A 16441-nucleotide genomic window follows, 5' to 3' on the forward strand; every position below is an offset into this window, starting at 1 on the left:
ATAACTTGATAGCAAAATATTATTAACATTTAACGCCTTTTACTTACAACTGATTTATTTTGCTTATGTTTTGTACAGTGTGACCGCGTGGTGGGATCATGGAAGGGAATGTAGCCAGTCGTTATACTCTGACAATTGTTCGCTTTTTCATCATTCATCATCACAGGGCACTGACCAATGATCCATGTAATAGGACACCTTAACCCCGATAGCGATGCCATTTGCACCGCGGCAATGACAGCTCGCTGGCTTACGTTACGAGGCCAGCAGGCGACGGCATGGCGTGCGGGGGAACCTAACCGTGAAACGCAATTTATCTTTGCGCATGCAGGATTGGACATGCCCGAACGACTCACGTTTCCGCTGACCGATCTGGATGTTTGGGTGGTAGATTTCACCGAACCGACACAAGGACCAGAATCGCTGCCTGAGAGCAATGTCGTCGGTATCATCGACCATCATCGACTCGGCGGATTAGTGACACGTCTTCCTCCGGAGGTTTGGGTTAAGCCTGTTGGCAGCTGTGCGACGCTGTTGTGGCAACTGATGACGGATGACGAGCGCAGCCAGGTGTCGTCTGCGGAGGCTGTTTTGCTACTGGGGGCTATTTTGAGTGACACTGTCACGCTTCGTTCGCCTACTACCACGCCGGATGACAGCCAGGCGGTGGGGGCTCTGGCCCAAAAAACGGGTGTGGATCTGGACGCTTTCAGCCGTGATCTGCTGTCGGCCAAAACCAGCGTCGAAGGCATGAGTGCCCGTGAACTGCTGCATAAAGACATTAAAACGTTCACCATTCATGGGCATAAAGTCTGCGTGGCGCAACTCGAGCTGTATGCACTGCGCCAGGTTGACGGTGTGCTGGACGATCTCCGCGAGGAGATGACCCGTTATGCCGAGGAAAATCAAGCTGCTCTGGTGGTACTGATGCTGACGGACATCAATCTTGGCGATACCAGTCTGTGGTTCGCTGGCTCTGAGTTGTCAGAGTTACCGCAACCCTGCAAGGTCGAAGGCATGCTCAGTCGTAAAAAACAGATGCTGCCATGGCTGGAAAGCCATTTAAAAGCACGTCAGTAAGTTTTGGTTCACTGTCCTGGTGGGAGGGGGAATTTATGCGGGATCACAGTTTGTAAATTCTTCCCACCGGACTCAGCGGTGTTTTCTACACTCCAGGTAATATTCACTGGAGGCATGACATTATGGCGAACACCATCACGGCAGATGAGATTCGGGAACAATTTTCGCAGGCAATGTCAGCAATGTACCAGCAGGAAGTCCCGCAGTACGGCACGTTGCTGGAACTTGTCGCTGATGTGAATCTGGCGGTACTGGAAAATAATCCGACGCTGCATGAAAAACTGGCCAATGCGGATGAACTGGCACGGCTCAATGTTGAACGCCATGGGGCTATCCGGGTCGGTACTGCGCAGGAGTTGTCTACACTGCGGCGGATGTTTGCCATTATGGGCATGTATCCGGTCAGCTATTATGATCTTTCCCAGGCGGGCGTCCCCGTCCATTCCACGGCGTTTCGTCCCATCGACGATGCCTCGCTTTCGCGCAACCCGTTTCGGGTATTTACGTCACTATTACGCCTCGAATTAATCGAGAACGTGGTATTGCGCCAGCAGGCAGCGGACATCCTCGCAAAGCGTGATATTTTCACGCGTCGTTGTCACGAATTGCTGGATGAGTTTGATGCACAGGGCAGTTTCACACCCGCACAAGCCCAGGAGTTTGTGAATGAAGCACTGGAAACGTTCCGTTGGCATCAACACGCCACCGTAGATGAGCAAACGTATCATGCCTTGCATAACGAACATCGACTGATTGCAGATGTGGTCTGTTTTCCCGGGTGCCATATCAACCACCTGACGCCGCGCACGCTGGATATTGATCGGGTACAGTCGATGATGCCGGAATGCGGGATTACACCGAAAATTCTCATTGAAGGCCCACCACGGCGCGAGGTGCCCATCTTGCTTCGCCAGACCAGCTTTAAGGCGCTGGAAGAGCCGGTGTTGTTTGCCGGCGAAATGCGTGGAACGCACACCGCGCGTTTTGGCGAAATTGAGCAACGTGGTGTGGCGCTGACGCCAAAGGGCCGGGCGTTGTACGACGAACTGTTGAGTAAAGCGGGGACCGGGAAAGATAACCTGACGCACCAGCTGCATCTTCAGGACGTGTTTAAGGCATTCCCGGACAGCGAGTTTCTGCTGCGCCAACAGGGACTGGCCTGGTTCCGTTATCGCCTGACGCCGTCGGGCGAAGCGCATCGCCAGGCTATTCGCCCGGATGACGATCCTCAACCGCTCATCGAGCGGGGCTGGCTGGTTGCTCAGCCCATCACCTACGAAGATTTCTTGCCGGTGAGCGCTGCAGGGATTTTCCAGTCTAATCTGGGTAATGAAACACAGGCGCGCAGCCACGGTAATTCCAGCCGCGATGCCTTTGAACAGGCGCTGGGCTGCGCGGTATATGATGAGTTTGTGTTGTATCAGGAGGCAGAAGAGCGCAGTAAACGGCGGTGTGGTTTGCTTTAACGGAATTTACACGGGATTCGGCCTGTTCTCATCGACATAAAATATTTTCGATTTTGTACAGATAATCGGCGACCAACAATTGGATTATTAATGAATTTTGTCTAGAGTGAGCGGTCAGAAATGTGCACTCTCTTGCCGCAGATTTTGACCGGCGCGGGACCATTTACACGACCAGAAGGACTCACTTTCAGGCATGAATCGCAGACGATTTATTAAAGGTTCAATGGCAGTGGCCGCCGTGTGCGGAACCAGTGGTATTGCATCACTCTTTTCCCGCGCCGCCTATGCGGCAGAGTCTGACATTGCAGACGGAAAAACCGTACGTTTTGATTTTTCCGTTCTGCAGTCGATGGCCCATGATTTAGCACAGAAGCCGTGGGGCGGTGCGCCGCGCGCATTGCCGGATACGCTGGCGAAACTGACGCCGCAGGCTTACAACAGTATTCAGTACGACGCAGAACAGTCACTGTGGAACAACGTTGAAAATCGTCAGCTTGACGCGCAGTTCTTCCATGTGGGAATGGGCTTCCGTCGCCGCGTACGCATGTTCTCGGTTGATGACAGTACGCATATGGCGCGTGAGATCCATTTCCGTCCGGAGCTTTTCAAGTACAACGATGCCGGTGTGGATACCAAACAGCTGGAAGGGCAAACTGACCTCGGTTTTGCCGGTTTCCGCGTGTTCAAAGCGCCTGAACTGGCTCGTCGTGATGTAGTGTCCTTCCTGGGAGCCAGCTATTTTCGCGCCGTAGATGACACCTATCAGTACGGTTTGTCGGCGCGTGGTCTGGCGGTCGATACGTATACCGACAGCAAAGAAGAGTTTCCTGACTTCACCGCATTCTGGTTCGAAACGGTTAAACCGGGCGCCACTTCATTTACTGTTTATGCACTGCTCGATAGCCCAAGTGTGACTGGCGCGTTTAAGTTTGTGATCCACTGTGAGAAAACGCAGGTGATCATGGATGTGCAAAATCATGTCTATGCGCGTAAAGACATCAAGCAACTCGGCATTGCGCCGATGACCAGCATGTTCAGCTGTGGTAACAATGAACGCCGGATGTGTGACACCATTCACCCGCAAATTCATGACTCTGACCGTCTGGCGATGTGGCGAGGCAATGGCGAGTGGATCTGCCGTCCGCTGAATAACCCGCAAAAACTGCAGTTCAATGCCTACACCGATAACAACCCGAGAGGGTTTGGCTTACTGCAGCTCGATCGTGACTTCTCTCATTACCAGGACATCATGGGTTGGTACAACAAGCGGCCAAGCCTGTGGGTTGAACCACGAAACCAGTGGGGTAAGGGGACCATTGGTTTAATGGAGATCCCGACTACCGGTGAAACGTTGGATAACGTCGTCTGCTTCTGGCAGCCGGATAAAGCAATCAAAGCCGGTGACGATCTGGAATTCAAATATCGCCTGTACTGGAGCGCACAACCACCGGTACGTTCGCCGCTGGCCCGTGTGATGGCAACCCGCACCGGTATGGGTGGCTTCCCGGAAGGATGGGCTCCGGGCGAACATTATCCAGAAAAATGGGCACGACGTTTTGCCGTTGATTTCGTGGGTGGTGACCTGAAAGCGGCAGCGCCAAAGGGAATTGAACCGGTCATTACGCTCTCCAGCGGCGAAGCGAAGCAGATTGAAATTCTCTACGTGGAGCCTATCGACGGCTACCGAATCCAGTTTGACTGGTATCCAACGTCTGATTCAACCGACCCGGTCGATATGCGCATGTTCCTGCGCTGCCAGGGCGATGCTATCAGTGAAACCTGGCTGTATCAGTACTTCCCGCCTGCACCGGATAAACGTCAGTACGTTGACGACCGTGAAATGCGTTAATTGCTCTTCTGATGGCTCTCCTTCCGGGGAGCCATTGCTGAAACCTCTACCGTAACAATCTGTACACTATTTACTCGATCCTGTTCGCATTTTTCCCTGACCTAACCGGGTAAGCTGATCATGTGTATTTCTTATACACATTCTTTACCACTAACAGGGAGAAAGTATGTTTCCAGAATACAGAGACCTTATTTCCCGACTGAAATCCGAGAATCCTCGTTTTCTGTCCTTATTCGAAAAACACAACAGCCTTGATCATGAGATTTCCAGACTGGAAGGTTCGGATGGTCGGGGATACAGTTTGGACATTGTTCGTCTTAAGAAACAGAAACTCCACCTGAAGGAAGATTTGCTCAAAATTTTGCAAAGAGAGAGTGTCAGTGAGAGCTAAATAGTACTGTGCTCACTGTGTAAAAGGGCTTCCAGCGAGAAAAGGAAGCCCTTCCTGTTTTAGGCGTTAATCGACCATCACACGTTTGTTTGTCGCCCCCCAGAGGATCGACATTTCAGTGAACAGCGCGCCGCTAATTTCTTCGACTTCTTCTGCGCTCACCTGCGCATTTCCCTGTTTTCCGAATAACACCACTTCATCGCCGGATGTAACCTGCGGTAGATCGGTCACATCAACAATCACGGTATTCATGGATGTTTTACCCAGCACAGGAACCCGCTGGCCGTGGATCAGTACGTGCCCCGCGTTACTGAACACACGACGATATCCATCAGCATAACCCGTCGGAATATTGGCAAGAACGGAATTACGTTTAAGGGTATAGGTTCTGTCATACCCGACGGTATTTCCTTTGGGGTAATGGTTTACCGACGCGATTGCGGATTTAAACGTCATGACGCGTTTGTATTCGGTGCTGGCAATGGTATCGCCATAAAAAATACCGCCAACACGCACCATGTCGAGCCAGGATTCAGGAACGGTCAGGGTGGCGAACGTATTCGCGACATGCAGGGTGACATCTTCGCGCTTAAGCCCGGTAATATTGAGTACCTGGGCCGATTGCGTATTGAAACGGGCCAGATCGCGTTTCACCACCGCCGCATCTTCTTCCGGGAAATGCGACATGATGCCAACAATTTTCAGACCGGGTAACGCGGAAATAGCGCGGGCCTCTTCCAGACCTGACGCGGTGCTGACTTCCAGACCGTTTCGTGACATACCGCCAGAGTTCAGAGCTAGATGGATACGAATCGTTTTCCCTTTCTCCAGGGCAATTGCACTCAGTCGTTTAGCCATATCCAGATTACCAATCAGCTCTTCGGTATCAAAATCCGCCGCCTGGCGCATCTCTTTTTCCGTCGCGTTGCGAACGCGCATTAGCTGCGATGTATAACCTGACTGACGAACGGTGCTAATTTCCTCGTTGCTGGCGATGCCAATACACTGCACACCGTTTTGCATCATCACCGGCGTAACCAGTGAGAGATCGTGGCCATACGCATCGCCTTTAAGAATGGCGCACATCCGGGTTTTGTCTCCCAACAGTTGCTGAACTTTATGAATGTTATATTCCAGCGCGCTACGAGAAATTTCCAGCGTGGTATTATCCACAACCTGCTGTTTGTTTACGGCAAAGGGGACAGGCCCCGCTTGCGTGGTGGGGACGGGTTGGTGACAGGCGGTAATCAGTAAAAGCGGAATAAGTGCTAAACGACCCAAAGGTGCTGCCATGCTTGCTCCTTAGCAATAGAATGAAAGTGTTGTTGTCATCATTACGGCCTATCCATGTATCGGATAACCGGACATCCAGAGTAACGACTTCCGCACCAGAGATTGTTTCTAAGTGATTGCTGTGACAGCATAAAAATATGACCTCCCCGGCGATAAACAGATTAATATCGGCTACTGCCAGTCAGAAATTCCCCGTTTACAATCGCAAAGGAGATAAACATGTCAGAAATTATTACCGTCAGTGACACGCTGGAACTGCGGGCAGTGGAAGAACAACACGTCACGCCTTTGCATCAGTTGGTGCTCAAAAATAAAGTTTGGCTCCAGCGGTCGCTGAACTGGCCGCAGTTTGTCGAATCTGAGGACGATACGCGTAAGAATGTGCAGGGGAATATGATGTTGCACCAGCGTGGCTACGCCAAAATGTTCCTTATCTTCAAACAAGGTGAAGTGGTTGGTGTTATCTCGTTTAACCAAATAGAACCGTTGAACAAAGCGGCTTATATCGGCTACTGGTTGGATGAAGTTCATCAGGGGCAGGGTATTATGTCCCGGTCGCTACAGGCATTGATTCATCATTATGCTCAGCGTGGCGAGATCCGTCGGTTCATTATTAAATGCCGCGTGGATAACCTGGAAAGCAACCAGGTGGCGCTGCGCAACGGTTTCCAGCTGGAAGGATGTTTAAAGCAGGCGGAGTTTCTCAATGATGGCTATCACGATGTGAATCTCTATGCCCGTATCATTGATAGCGTTTCAGAATAAACCGGCGAGGGGGGTGCGCGTAATACGCTGTTCGCCGTTGATAACTTTTGGCCCGCGCAGATGGATTGCATCGCCATCAAAGGCTTCAACGTGGGCCTGACCGGTTATCTCAATATGATGCTCGATCAGCACTTCCCCCAGAATACAGGCGTGACCTTCAATCAGGATGTGACCATCCAGCAAGAGTGGCCCGCCGCGTAATTTTGCATGCCCCCCGACCAGCACATGGTGTTTCAGGACACAGTTACCTTCAACCACCGCATGCTCAGCCACTTGTGAGCTATAGCGCAGGGTCGGTATCGCATCTTCATCGGTGCCAGCGATGATGCGGGCGTTACCGTATACCTTCGCACAATCGCAGATCCAAACGTTATTTTCCTCATTACCCTCGATGCGAGCACAATCAAAAACTTCGGCGCGGTGTTCAATAAAGGCGTAGTCAATGGTCGCATCGCCATAGATCTGCACCTGATGCACAATGCGTGAGTGGTTTACGGTTGCGCGATCATATATTTGTAGGGGCTGGTCACTTTCACGGGTTAACCCTTTGGCGGCGATGACTTCGGAGCCTCCCAGAACACGTGCATCACCCGACAGAAGACACTCGCCACGTACAACAGAGTCCTGAATGGTGACGTTGTCACGTATTTGTGCGCCATGGCTAATTTCAGCCCGATCTATCCATACGGCACCGCCAATCTGTGCGCCTTCTCTGACCACGCTGGCCTGCGTAATACGGGCATTTCCTGAAATGGTTGCCCCCGCAAATGCCATCGCATTCACATCGTAAATCCAGCAATTACCGCACTGCGCCAGTACGGCTTCATCATCAATCCAGCCTCCAGGCGTGCCAGCCGGAACATCATTAAAATCAATCAGTGCAATTATCTGGCGTAGTAATACGCTTCTTTTGTTGCCATTATCCTGATAACTGAAGGAGCGAGGCTCGTCGCTCAGACGGTATTTGGTCATAGCTCATTTCCGTGTTGCGCACCTTAGTTAAACGTAGCAAAGTTTTCCGTACTGGCTAAATCGCCATAATTTCCATAAAATGCATTTCAAATATACTTTAAAAAATAAACAAAATGAGTAATAACAAGCATAGTGATCGGGTCCTTAATCTTCCGGCCGGTTATTTTGGCATGGTACTGGGCACCATAGGCATGGGATTCGCCTGGCGATATGCCAGTCAGGTATGGTCGGTGAGCCACTGGATTGGCGATGGGTTAGTCATCCTGGCGATGGTTATTTGGGGTCTGTTAACGTTGGCTTTTCTGACCCGTTTAGTCCGTTTTCCCCAGAGTGTGCTGGCAGAAATTCGCCATCCGGTGATGAGCAGTTTTGTCAGCCTTTTTCCGGCAACCACAATGCTGGTCGCGATTGGTTTTGTTCCCTGGTTTCGCCCGTTAGCCGTCGGGCTATTTAGCATTGGCGTGGTGATACAGCTATCGTACGCGGCCTGGCAAACGGCAGGCCTGTGGCGAGGTTCGCATCCCGAGGAGGCAACCACGCCGGGGTTGTATCTGCCAACCGTCGCCAATAACTTTATCAGCGCGATGGCCTGCGGTGCACTCGGCTATAACGATGCCGGACTGGTATTTTTAGGGGCAGGGGTTTTCTCCTGGCTTAGTCTTGAACCGGTGATCCTGCAGCGTTTACGCAGTTCTGGTGAGTTGCCCGCGGTATTACGTACGTCGCTGGGTATTCAATTGGCACCCGCGTTAGTGGCCTGTAGCGCATGGCTTAGCGTCAACGGCGGGGAAGGCGATACGCTGGCGAAAATGCTGTTTGGCTATGGCCTGCTGCAACTGCTGTTTATGCTTCGGCTGATGCCGTGGTATCTGTCCCAGCCGTTTAATGCGTCTTTCTGGAGCTTCTCGTTCGGCGTGTCGGCACTGGCAACTACAGGGCTACATCTGGGACATGCCAGTGAATCGGGGTTTTTCCATACGCTGTCAATTCCACTGTTTATTTTTACCAATTTTATCATTGCGTTATTACTGGTACGTACGTTTGCATTGCTGATGCAGGGGAAACTGCTCATCCGCACGGAGCGTGCTGCATTACTGAAATCTGAGGATAAATAATGACCCTTTGCGACGAAAACTACTTTACTGAAAAATACGATCTCACCCGGACCCATTCCGAGGTTGTTGAAGCGGCCAACATTGTCCCGCCAGGTAAAACACTGGATCTGGGTTGTGGCAATGGCCGGAACAGTCTGTATCTGGCGGCAAACGGCTATGACGTCACTGCGTGGGATAAAAATCCCATGAGCATCGCTAATCTTGAGCGCATCAAAGCGGCTGAAGGGTTGAGCAATTTGCACACGAACGTCGCAGACCTGAATGCACTCAGCTTTGATGGCGAATATGATTTTATTCTTTCTACCGTGGTGCTGATGTTCCTGGAAGCGAAAACGATCCCGGGGCTTATCGAAAATATGCAACGTTGCACGAAGCCGGGTGGATATAATTTAATCGTAGCGGCAATGGATACCGATGATTTCCCGTGCACCGTCGGTTTCCCGTTCGCATTTAAAGCAGGTGAATTACGTCACTATTACAGTGGATGGGATCTGCTGAAATACAATGAAGACGTGGGTGAACTTCATCGTACAGATGAAAATGGCAACCGCATTAAACTGCGCTTTGCCACCATGCTGGCGCGTAAAACTGCCTGAACATCCCGTCTGGCTTAACTCTTTCTGCGTTCAGCATTTTTTTGTGCTGAGCGCAGAGAAAAAATTGTGCGGTCGTTACCATTTTTAGTACATCCAAAATGAAACTGTTTTGCTATCCTTTTTATGCATCATTGCGAAAACTAAAGGGATCGTTTCATGCGTACTCAAACTTTATTTAAAGTTGCAGTGCTTACTGGTCTGTTGGCATTATCGGGCTGTGCGTCAAAAGTGACGCAGCCGGATAAATATTCTGGTTTTTTAAAAAATTATTCTGACCTGAAGGAAACAAAATCAGCAACGGGACAACCAGTACTTCGTTGGGTTGACCCGAACTATAATGAATCCAAATATGACAGTATCGTGTATAACCCGATAACGTATTACCCGGTTCCTAAACCTACTACGCAGGTAGGACAGAAGGTTCTTGACCAACTGTTGAACTACACCAACACGCAGATGAAAACGGCCATCAGCAAGCGCAAACCTCTGGTGGCAACACCAGGGCCACGCAGTCTGATTTTCCGCGGGGCAATCACCGGTGTTGCGACCAGCAAAGAAGGTCTGCAATTCTATGAAGTGATCCCGGTTGCGCTGCTCGTTGCAGGAACACAAATGGCGACGGGTCACCGTACCATGGATACCCACCTTTATTTCGAGGGTGAGCTGATCGATCCGGCAACCAATAAACCTGTGATTAAAGTTGTGCGTCAGGGTGAAGGTAAAGACCTGAACAACGAAAGCACGCCAATGGCGTTCGAAACGTTGAAGAAAGTTGTTGATGACATGGCGACAGATGCCTCCATGTTTGATGTGAACAAAAAATAATAATGAAGAACGCACCATCTGCGGATGGTGCGTTTTTTTATGCCACTCGCCGACGGTACAACAGTTTTCCCATCAAGGCTTCCGGGCGTGCAAACATCACCAGATTTCCCAGCAAAATCAGCACTAAACCGGCAATCGCGTTAGCCTGCCAGACATACCCTTCATACAGCGTTGACAGCGTGAGCGCCACCAGAGGGAAAAGCAACGTACTGTAAGCGGCCTTACTCGGACCGATGCGTCCTACCAGTGTGAAATAAGCGCCAAAGGCAATTACAGAGCCAAAAATAGCCAGATACAACAGTGCGCTAAGGTAGCTAAACGTCCACTGCGGTGTGAAGTCATCCCCGCGAACCAGTGCAATGGTGGCAATCAGTAAGGTACCGTACAGCATGGCCCAGCTGTTGGTGGTCATCACCTCCAGCCCTTTTTTCTGATGACGCAGGCTTATCATATTGCCCAGGGAAAAACCAAACGTTCCCAGAGCGCTTAGACCAATACCCAGCAGAAGCGAGTGATTCAGGCCGCTATTGACCAAATCCTGCCAGAACAGAGTGATGATACCCGTCAATCCCAGCGCCGCGGCGAAATAAAAGCGTAGCGGTGGTTTTTGACCAAAAAATACAAAACTATTCACCGCATTGAACAACACGGCCATCGAGAAAATTACTGACTCCAGACCGGTGTTAATCCAGGCCGCTGCCGTGTAAAAACACCAGAAATTGAAGCAAAAAACACAGCCGCCCTGTAACAGACAAAACAGATGGTCGCGCCCGGAGAGCTTACGCAATTTGCCGCTGAACAGCAGGAGAAGGATCATCACCGAGCTGGCGACCGCAAAGCGCCAAAAGATAGAGACCGGAGCAGCAACGGGCCCTTGCTGCAGGTAAATGGCAATCCATGTCGTTCCCCATATCACGACCACCAGGCAGTACAACAATACGTTCATACATCTCTCTCATTTTTGTATTTAAGCGCACAGAGTGGCATGACTGTCTGGGGTTGGCTTTCATCTGATTGCGGTCGACTTGCAAAATCTTGCGCTTTTTTCTCGCAAACATGAAAAGGAGGCTGTTAACAACATGTAGCTGATATAGACTGAAAGCCTGCTAACTTATTCTGAATGTGATGGTATGTCTCAGCCCTATGGCGCCTTTGAAAACTTACGCAAACATAATGCCGTGCTGCATGAATCGGTTGCGTTACATTCAGGTATCCAACTGGCGGCGTGGTCAAACAAACGCGACACCATTACCCAATATTGCGATCACCACACGCTCAGCTTATATGTCGCGGATGGTTACGAGAGCTATCACAAGACGGCAGGGGGCTGGAAAAACGGCGGCGGCCCGGATCGCTTCTGCCTGATGCCGAAAGACAGCGAATCCAGTTGGGACATTCGTGACGATCTCTCCTTTGTACATCTTTATTGTACCGACGCGCATCTACGGGAAGTGGGTGAGAAAGTGTGGGACAAAAACCCTTATAGCTTCACGCTGGACGAACACACGTTCGGCAGCGATCCGGGGATCACGGCGGTTTATCGTCAGTTTTTACTGGGTAATGACTGGCAGCAACCGGCTAATCACCTGACGCTCAGTGCGGCATCTTCGCTGTTACTGACGCACCTGATTCAGCATTACAGCAATGTTCAATGGCGGCCGCCGGTGGTAACCGGTGGGCTTGCGCCAGCGACATTGCGCAACGTGCTGGCCTATATTGACGCACATCTGGCCTACCCAATGACCCTCAGCGATTTGGCTGGCGAAGCGGCACTGAGTGATTTCCACTTTGCCAGAATGTTTCGCCAGTCGATGAATATGGCCCTGCATCAGTATGTTATGCAGCGTCGTATGGCGCTGGCGCAGCAACTGGTCCGTTATTCTTCACGTAGTTTGTCAGATATCGCAATGGCTTGCGGATTCAGTTCAGCAAGCCATTTTAGCAACCGGTTTAAGCAGGTGACGGGCAAGACGCCAACGCAATTACGTGCGTCGAGATAATCTCAGCACGGCATAACATATCCCTCCGGCGATTAGTCCCCAGAAAGCAGAGCCAATCCCCAATAAGGTCAAACCGCTGGCAGTAACCAGAAAGGTGACGATAGCAGCATCTCGCTCCGCTTCATGGAGCAATGCCTGATACAGACTACCGCTAATCGTACCGAGCAAGGCCAGCCCAGCCAGCATCTGGATCCAGCTTGCCGGTAGAGCGGCCATCAATCCGGTTACCGACCCACCAAACACGCCGGCCAGAAGGTAGAACATCCCGGCAGCGGCAGCGGCTAACCAACGTCGTTGGGCATCCGGATGCGCATCCGGGCTTTGGCAAATTGCAGCGGTAATGGCGGCAATACAGATCGAGTAGACGCCAAAGGGAGAAAACAGTAACGCCAGCAGCCCCGTGAAAATAATCAGCGGTGAAACGGGCAAGGAATAACCTGACGCTTTCATGGTGGCAATACCCGGGGCATTTTGTGACGCCATGGTGACCAGGAAGAACGGCAAAGCGATGCTTATACTGTGTGCAAGAGAGAAGTGAGGGGCGATGAATTCAGGCATCACCGGAGATAAATCAATGTCATTAGTGACAATGTCACCTTTTAGCAGTGCGATGGCAATACCCACCAGCATGGCAGCAATGACGGCGTATCTGGGGGCGACAACTTTTAGCACCAGCCACGCCAGCAGCATGCTGCCGCACAGGAGAAGCTCATTATTAAGGCTATTGAATGCCTGCAAACCAAAACGCAGTAGGATCCCGGCCAGCATTGCCGATGCCAGTGAGTGTGGGATTATCTGCATCAGACGTGCAAACAACCCCGTCACACCACACAGGACTATCAACGCGTTAGCAACAATAAAAACGCCGATAGCATCCTGAATGGTCACGCCTTGCAGACCCGTAACCAGCAGCGCGGCACCGGGCGTAGACCAGGCGGTCAGAATGGGGGCTCGATACCACACTGACAACGCCAGCGTACTCACGCCCATCGCGATTCCCAGTGCGGTCATCCAGCCCGCAATCTGCCCGGTTGTTGCGCCTGCGGCTATCGCCGCTTGCCAGATGATGGCTGCTGAACTGGCATAGCCGACCAGCACGGCAACAAAACCGGATAAAACGGTGGGCAAAGGGATTGAGAATGTGCGCATAGCGACTCCGCGTGCGTTATAACGGTCATTCACTGTAGCACTGTGCGTTATAGCGTACAAGTGATAAGCTGATGGACAGAAACAGGAGATAGAGGAAGGTGACAATGGACAATTTAACCCACTATCTGGCTACCACGCTCCGGACATTACGTCACCAGCGGGAATGGAGTCTGTCGCGTCTGGCAGAAGAAACGGGTGTATCTAAGGCCATGTTGGGACAGATCGAACGCAATGAATCCAGTCCAACAGTGGCGACGCTATGGAAAATTGCCACCGGACTGAACGTGCCGTTTTCGACGTTTATTTCACCACCAGAGTCAGCAGGCACAGCGACGTTTGATCCCCAACAGCAGGCAATGATAGTGACACCGCTGTTTCCATGGGACCCACAACTCTGCTTTGACCATTTTTCAATATTGCTGGCACCGGGGGCATTGAGTGAATCTACCCCGCATGAAACCGGTGTGATTGAGCACGTAGTGGTGATTAGTGGCCTGCTGGATATGTGCATTTATGGGCAGTGGCGAACCATCAAATCAGGTGAGGGTGTCCGCTTTGCGGGTGATACTGCACATAGTTACCGTAACAGTGGCGGACAGACGGTTCACTTTCATTCCCTGATCCATTACCCACGCGGTTAATCGGGAAAACTATTCCGAAATGCCGCGCTTCTGACTACAATAGCCGCCATTTTTACCGCTTGTGGATGGTAACAACTGTATGCGCCAGCAACCTCATCACCTTGAATTGTTAAGCCCGGCTCGTGATACCGCCATTGCGCGCGAAGCCATTTTGCACGGCGCGGATGCCGTATACATTGGCGGCCCCGGTTTTGGTGCGCGTCACAACGCCAGCAACAGCCTGAAAGACATCGCTGAACTGGTGCCATTCGCTCATCGATATGGGGCGAAAATCTTTGTGACGTTAAACACGATTTTGCATGATGATGAGCTGGAACCTGCTCAGCGGTTAATTACCGATTTGTATCAGACGGGTGTTGATGCGCTGATTGTGCAGGATATGGGGATTATGGAACTGGATATCCCGCCGATTGAACTGCATGCCAGCACCCAGTGTGATATTCGCAGCGTCGAGAAGGCGAAGTTTCTTTCTGACGTCGGATTCACGCAGATTGTACTGGCGCGCGAACTGAGTCTTGAGCAGATTCATGCGATTCATCAGGCGACGGACGCGACGATCGAGTTTTTCATCCACGGTGCGTTATGCGTTGCTTATTCAGGCCAGTGTTATATCTCTCATGCGCAAACCGGGCGCAGCGCTAACCGCGGCGACTGTTCACAAGCCTGCCGACTACCGTATACCCTGAAAGACGATCAGGGCCGGGTGGTGTCGTATGAAAAACACCTGCTGTCGATGAAAGATAATGATCAGACCGCCAACCTCGGTGCATTGATTGATGCCGGAGTACGTTCCTTCAAAATTGAAGGGCGCTACAAAGACATGAGCTATGTGAAGAACATCACTGCACATTATCGGCAGATGCTGGATGCCATCATCGAAGAACGCGGCGATCTGGCACGTTCATCAGCAGGTCGCACTGAGCATTTCTTCACACCATCTACAGAGAAAACTTTCCACCGCGGCAGCACTGACTATTTTGTCAATGCCCGTAAGGGCGACATCGGCGCATTCGACTCACCTAAATTCATTGGCTTGCCAGTGGGTGAGGTACTGAAGGTGGCGAAGGATTATCTTGATGTCGAGGTGACGGAGCCACTGGCAAACGGGGATGGCCTGAACGTATTGATTAAGCGTGATGTGGTTGGATTCCGTGCCAATACTGTAGAAAAAACGGGGAATAACCGTTATCGGGTATGGCCGAATGAAATGCCATCGGACCTGCACAAAGTGCGGCCGCACCATCCGCTCAATCGCAATCTCGATCATAACTGGCAGCAAGCGTTAACCAAGACATCCAGCGAACGCCGTGTCGCGGTTGATATTGAATTAGATGGCTGGCAGGAACAGTTGATCCTGACGTTGACCAGTGAAGACGGCGTGAGTATCACCCATACGCTGGATGGCCAGTTTGAAGAAGCGAACAATGCCGAAAAAGCGTTGAGTAACTTGCAGGATGGTCTGGCAAAACTTGGACAGACGCTGTACTACGCCCGCGATATTCAGGTGAATCTGCCGGGGGCGCTGTTTGTTCCGAATGGTCAACTCAACCAACTTCGCCGCGAAGCCATCGACATGCTGGATACCGCGCGTCTGGAAAACTACCAGCGTGGCAGTCGTAAGCCCGTTGCCCAGCCGGCACCGGTCTATCCGCAGACGCATTTGAGTTTTCTGGCAAACGTCTATAACCATAAAGCGCGTGAGTTTTACCACCGTTATGGTGTCCAGTTGATTGATGCAGCATATGAAGCGCATGAGGAAAAGGGCGATGTTCCGGTGATGATTACCAAGCACTGCCTGCGTTTTGCATTCAATCTGTGTCCGAAACAGGCAAAGGGGAATATCAAAAGCTGGAAAGCCACACCGCTGCAATTGGTAAATGGTGATGAAGTGTTGACGCTGAAATTTGATTGCCGACCGTGCGAAATGCACGTTATCGGCAAGATGAAACACCACATTCTGAAAATGCCGTTGCCGGGCAGCGTAGTGGCTTCTGTCAGCCCTGATGAGCTGATGAAAACACTGCCGAAGCGGAAAGGCTAACTCAGATGTGTATCTGGCTTGCGTGATTTTTGCCAGTGATGGTGTTCGCGCAGATCGGCGGCGGATTCTTCCGCCGTCACTCTTAGCTCATCGCTGTCTGCCGTGTGGCGTAATAAATGATCGGCATCCTGTACCTGAAGATATTCATGTCCCTGATGAGTTGCGAAAAGCTGGCCGGAGAAAAGCGCGCTGGCCAGCAATAACACCGTTAACCCTTTCTTAAACATCATGCACCCTCTGGCACGTTAGCTGTGGACG

General features: G+C 51.3%; 16 protein-coding genes. 11 read left to right on the forward strand and 5 right to left on the reverse strand.

Going from position 1 to position 16441, the window contains the following annotated elements:
* The first annotated feature begins 177 nt into the window (after window positions 1-177).
* The 4 genes from NNO03_RS03275 to NNO03_RS03290 all read left to right on the forward strand — a co-directional run bounded on the left by NNO03_RS03275 (window position 178) and on the right by NNO03_RS03290 (window position 4786).
* Entirely contained in the window at window positions 178-1080 is a 903-nt protein-coding gene (locus NNO03_RS03275) for a manganese-dependent inorganic pyrophosphatase (RefSeq protein WP_271448799.1), read from the forward strand.
* Between the two features lie 122 nt (window positions 1081-1202).
* Window positions 1203-2546, forward strand: coding sequence for a VOC family protein (locus NNO03_RS03280; RefSeq protein ID WP_271448800.1), 1344 nt, complete (start codon window positions 1203-1205; stop codon window positions 2544-2546).
* A gap of 193 nt (window positions 2547-2739) precedes the next feature.
* Window positions 2740-4395, forward strand: coding sequence for a glucan biosynthesis protein D (locus NNO03_RS03285; protein WP_137381794.1), 1656 nt, complete (start codon window positions 2740-2742; stop codon window positions 4393-4395).
* Between the two features lie 166 nt (window positions 4396-4561).
* Window positions 4562-4786, forward strand: a complete 225-nt coding sequence (locus NNO03_RS03290) for a YdcH family protein (RefSeq protein WP_003020276.1) — start codon at window positions 4562-4564, stop codon at window positions 4784-4786.
* 66 nt (window positions 4787-4852) lie between these two features.
* Here NNO03_RS03290 and alr read toward each other — a convergent pair whose 3' ends face one another.
* Entirely contained in the window at window positions 4853-6079 is a 1227-nt protein-coding gene (alr, locus tag NNO03_RS03295; RefSeq protein ID WP_271448801.1) for an alanine racemase, read from the reverse strand.
* Window positions 6080-6298: 219 nt separating this feature from the next.
* Here alr and rimL point away from each other — a divergent pair, with 219 nt between their 5' ends.
* Window positions 6299-6844, forward strand: a complete 546-nt coding sequence (gene rimL, locus NNO03_RS03300) for a 50S ribosomal protein L7/L12-serine acetyltransferase (RefSeq protein WP_271448802.1) — start codon at window positions 6299-6301, stop codon at window positions 6842-6844.
* Here the strand turns inward: rimL and ydcK are convergent.
* Window positions 6836-7816, reverse strand: coding sequence for a YdcK family protein (ydcK, locus tag NNO03_RS03305; RefSeq protein ID WP_271441652.1), 981 nt, complete (start codon window positions 7814-7816; stop codon window positions 6836-6838). The genes rimL and ydcK overlap by 9 nt on opposite strands.
* Before the next feature lie 113 nt (window positions 7817-7929).
* Between ydcK and tehA the strand changes: the two genes are divergently transcribed.
* From tehA to NNO03_RS03320, 3 genes are all read left to right on the forward strand, one after another.
* A complete protein-coding gene (tehA, locus tag NNO03_RS03310) occupies window positions 7930-8931 on the forward strand; it encodes a dicarboxylate transporter/tellurite-resistance protein TehA (RefSeq protein ID WP_271441651.1) in 1002 nt (333 codons plus the stop codon).
* Window positions 8931-9527 carry a tellurite resistance methyltransferase TehB gene (tehB, locus tag NNO03_RS03315; protein WP_271448803.1) on the forward strand — a complete coding sequence of 199 codons (597 nt, stop codon included), beginning with the start codon at window positions 8931-8933 and terminating at the stop codon, window positions 9525-9527. Before tehA ends, tehB begins: the two co-directional genes overlap by 1 nt.
* Before the next feature lie 156 nt (window positions 9528-9683).
* Window positions 9684-10352: a DUF3313 domain-containing protein gene (locus NNO03_RS03320; RefSeq protein ID WP_137381800.1), complete on the forward strand. Its 669-nt coding sequence runs from the start codon at window positions 9684-9686 to the stop codon at window positions 10350-10352.
* A gap of 37 nt (window positions 10353-10389) precedes the next feature.
* On the opposite strand, the gene NNO03_RS03325 is transcribed toward NNO03_RS03320, so the two are convergent.
* Window positions 10390-11298, reverse strand: a complete 909-nt coding sequence (locus NNO03_RS03325) for a DMT family transporter (RefSeq protein WP_271448804.1) — start codon at window positions 11296-11298, stop codon at window positions 10390-10392.
* Between the two features lie 184 nt (window positions 11299-11482).
* On the opposite strand from NNO03_RS03325, the gene NNO03_RS03330 reads away from it, so the two are divergent.
* Window positions 11483-12352, forward strand: a complete 870-nt coding sequence (locus NNO03_RS03330; protein ID WP_271448805.1) for a helix-turn-helix domain-containing protein — start codon at window positions 11483-11485, stop codon at window positions 12350-12352.
* Here NNO03_RS03330 and NNO03_RS03335 read toward each other — a convergent pair.
* Window positions 12335-13501 (reverse strand): benzoate/H(+) symporter BenE family transporter, encoded by a 1167-nt coding sequence (locus NNO03_RS03335; RefSeq protein ID WP_271448806.1) that lies wholly within the window; start codon window positions 13499-13501, stop codon window positions 12335-12337. The two genes, NNO03_RS03330 and NNO03_RS03335, sit on opposite strands and share 18 nt — an antisense overlap.
* Window positions 13502-13605: 104 nt before the next feature.
* Here NNO03_RS03335 and NNO03_RS03340 point away from each other — a divergent pair, with 104 nt between their 5' ends.
* Window positions 13606-14142, forward strand: coding sequence for a helix-turn-helix domain-containing protein (locus NNO03_RS03340; protein WP_271448807.1), 537 nt, complete (start codon window positions 13606-13608; stop codon window positions 14140-14142).
* Window positions 14143-14221: 79 nt separating this feature from the next.
* The gene (locus NNO03_RS03345; RefSeq protein ID WP_271448808.1) at window positions 14222-16183 is read left to right on the forward strand and encodes a U32 family peptidase; all 1962 of its coding nucleotides are present in this window, start codon (window positions 14222-14224) and stop codon (window positions 16181-16183) included.
* On the opposite strand, the gene NNO03_RS03350 is transcribed toward NNO03_RS03345, so the two are convergent.
* Window positions 16180-16410 carry a DUF2554 family protein gene (locus NNO03_RS03350; protein ID WP_005126741.1) on the reverse strand — a complete coding sequence of 77 codons (231 nt, stop codon included), beginning with the start codon at window positions 16408-16410 and terminating at the stop codon, window positions 16180-16182. The genes NNO03_RS03345 and NNO03_RS03350 overlap by 4 nt on opposite strands.
* Between the last annotated feature and the right edge of the window lie 31 nt (window positions 16411-16441).

It is taken from the genome of Citrobacter sp. Igbk 16 (assembly GCF_028069755.1).
Classification (GTDB): Bacteria; Pseudomonadota; Gammaproteobacteria; order Enterobacterales; family Enterobacteriaceae; genus Citrobacter.

Coding starts and splice junctions, on each gene's coding strand:
- NNO03_RS03275 (WP_271448799.1), top strand. CDS start 178: ATGATCCATGTAATAGGACACCTTAACCCCGATAGCGATGCCATTTGC.
- NNO03_RS03280 (WP_271448800.1), top strand. CDS start 1,203: ATGGCGAACACCATCACGGCAGATGAGATTCGGGAACAATTTTCGCAG.
- NNO03_RS03285 (WP_137381794.1), top strand. CDS start 2,740: ATGAATCGCAGACGATTTATTAAAGGTTCAATGGCAGTGGCCGCCGTG.
- NNO03_RS03290 (WP_003020276.1), top strand. CDS start 4,562: ATGTTTCCAGAATACAGAGACCTTATTTCCCGACTGAAATCCGAGAAT.
- alr (WP_271448801.1), bottom strand. CDS start 6,079: ATGGCAGCACCTTTGGGTCGTTTAGCACTTATTCCGCTTTTACTGATT.
- rimL (WP_271448802.1), top strand. CDS start 6,299: ATGTCAGAAATTATTACCGTCAGTGACACGCTGGAACTGCGGGCAGTG.
- ydcK (WP_271441652.1), bottom strand. CDS start 7,816: ATGACCAAATACCGTCTGAGCGACGAGCCTCGCTCCTTCAGTTATCAG.
- tehA (WP_271441651.1), top strand. CDS start 7,930: ATGAGTAATAACAAGCATAGTGATCGGGTCCTTAATCTTCCGGCCGGT.
- tehB (WP_271448803.1), top strand. CDS start 8,931: ATGACCCTTTGCGACGAAAACTACTTTACTGAAAAATACGATCTCACC.
- NNO03_RS03320 (WP_137381800.1), top strand. CDS start 9,684: ATGCGTACTCAAACTTTATTTAAAGTTGCAGTGCTTACTGGTCTGTTG.
- NNO03_RS03325 (WP_271448804.1), bottom strand. CDS start 11,298: ATGAACGTATTGTTGTACTGCCTGGTGGTCGTGATATGGGGAACGACA.
- NNO03_RS03330 (WP_271448805.1), top strand. CDS start 11,483: ATGTCTCAGCCCTATGGCGCCTTTGAAAACTTACGCAAACATAATGCC.
- NNO03_RS03335 (WP_271448806.1), bottom strand. CDS start 13,501: ATGCGCACATTCTCAATCCCTTTGCCCACCGTTTTATCCGGTTTTGTT.
- NNO03_RS03340 (WP_271448807.1), top strand. CDS start 13,606: ATGGACAATTTAACCCACTATCTGGCTACCACGCTCCGGACATTACGT.
- NNO03_RS03345 (WP_271448808.1), top strand. CDS start 14,222: ATGCGCCAGCAACCTCATCACCTTGAATTGTTAAGCCCGGCTCGTGAT.
- NNO03_RS03350 (WP_005126741.1), bottom strand. CDS start 16,410: ATGTTTAAGAAAGGGTTAACGGTGTTATTGCTGGCCAGCGCGCTTTTC.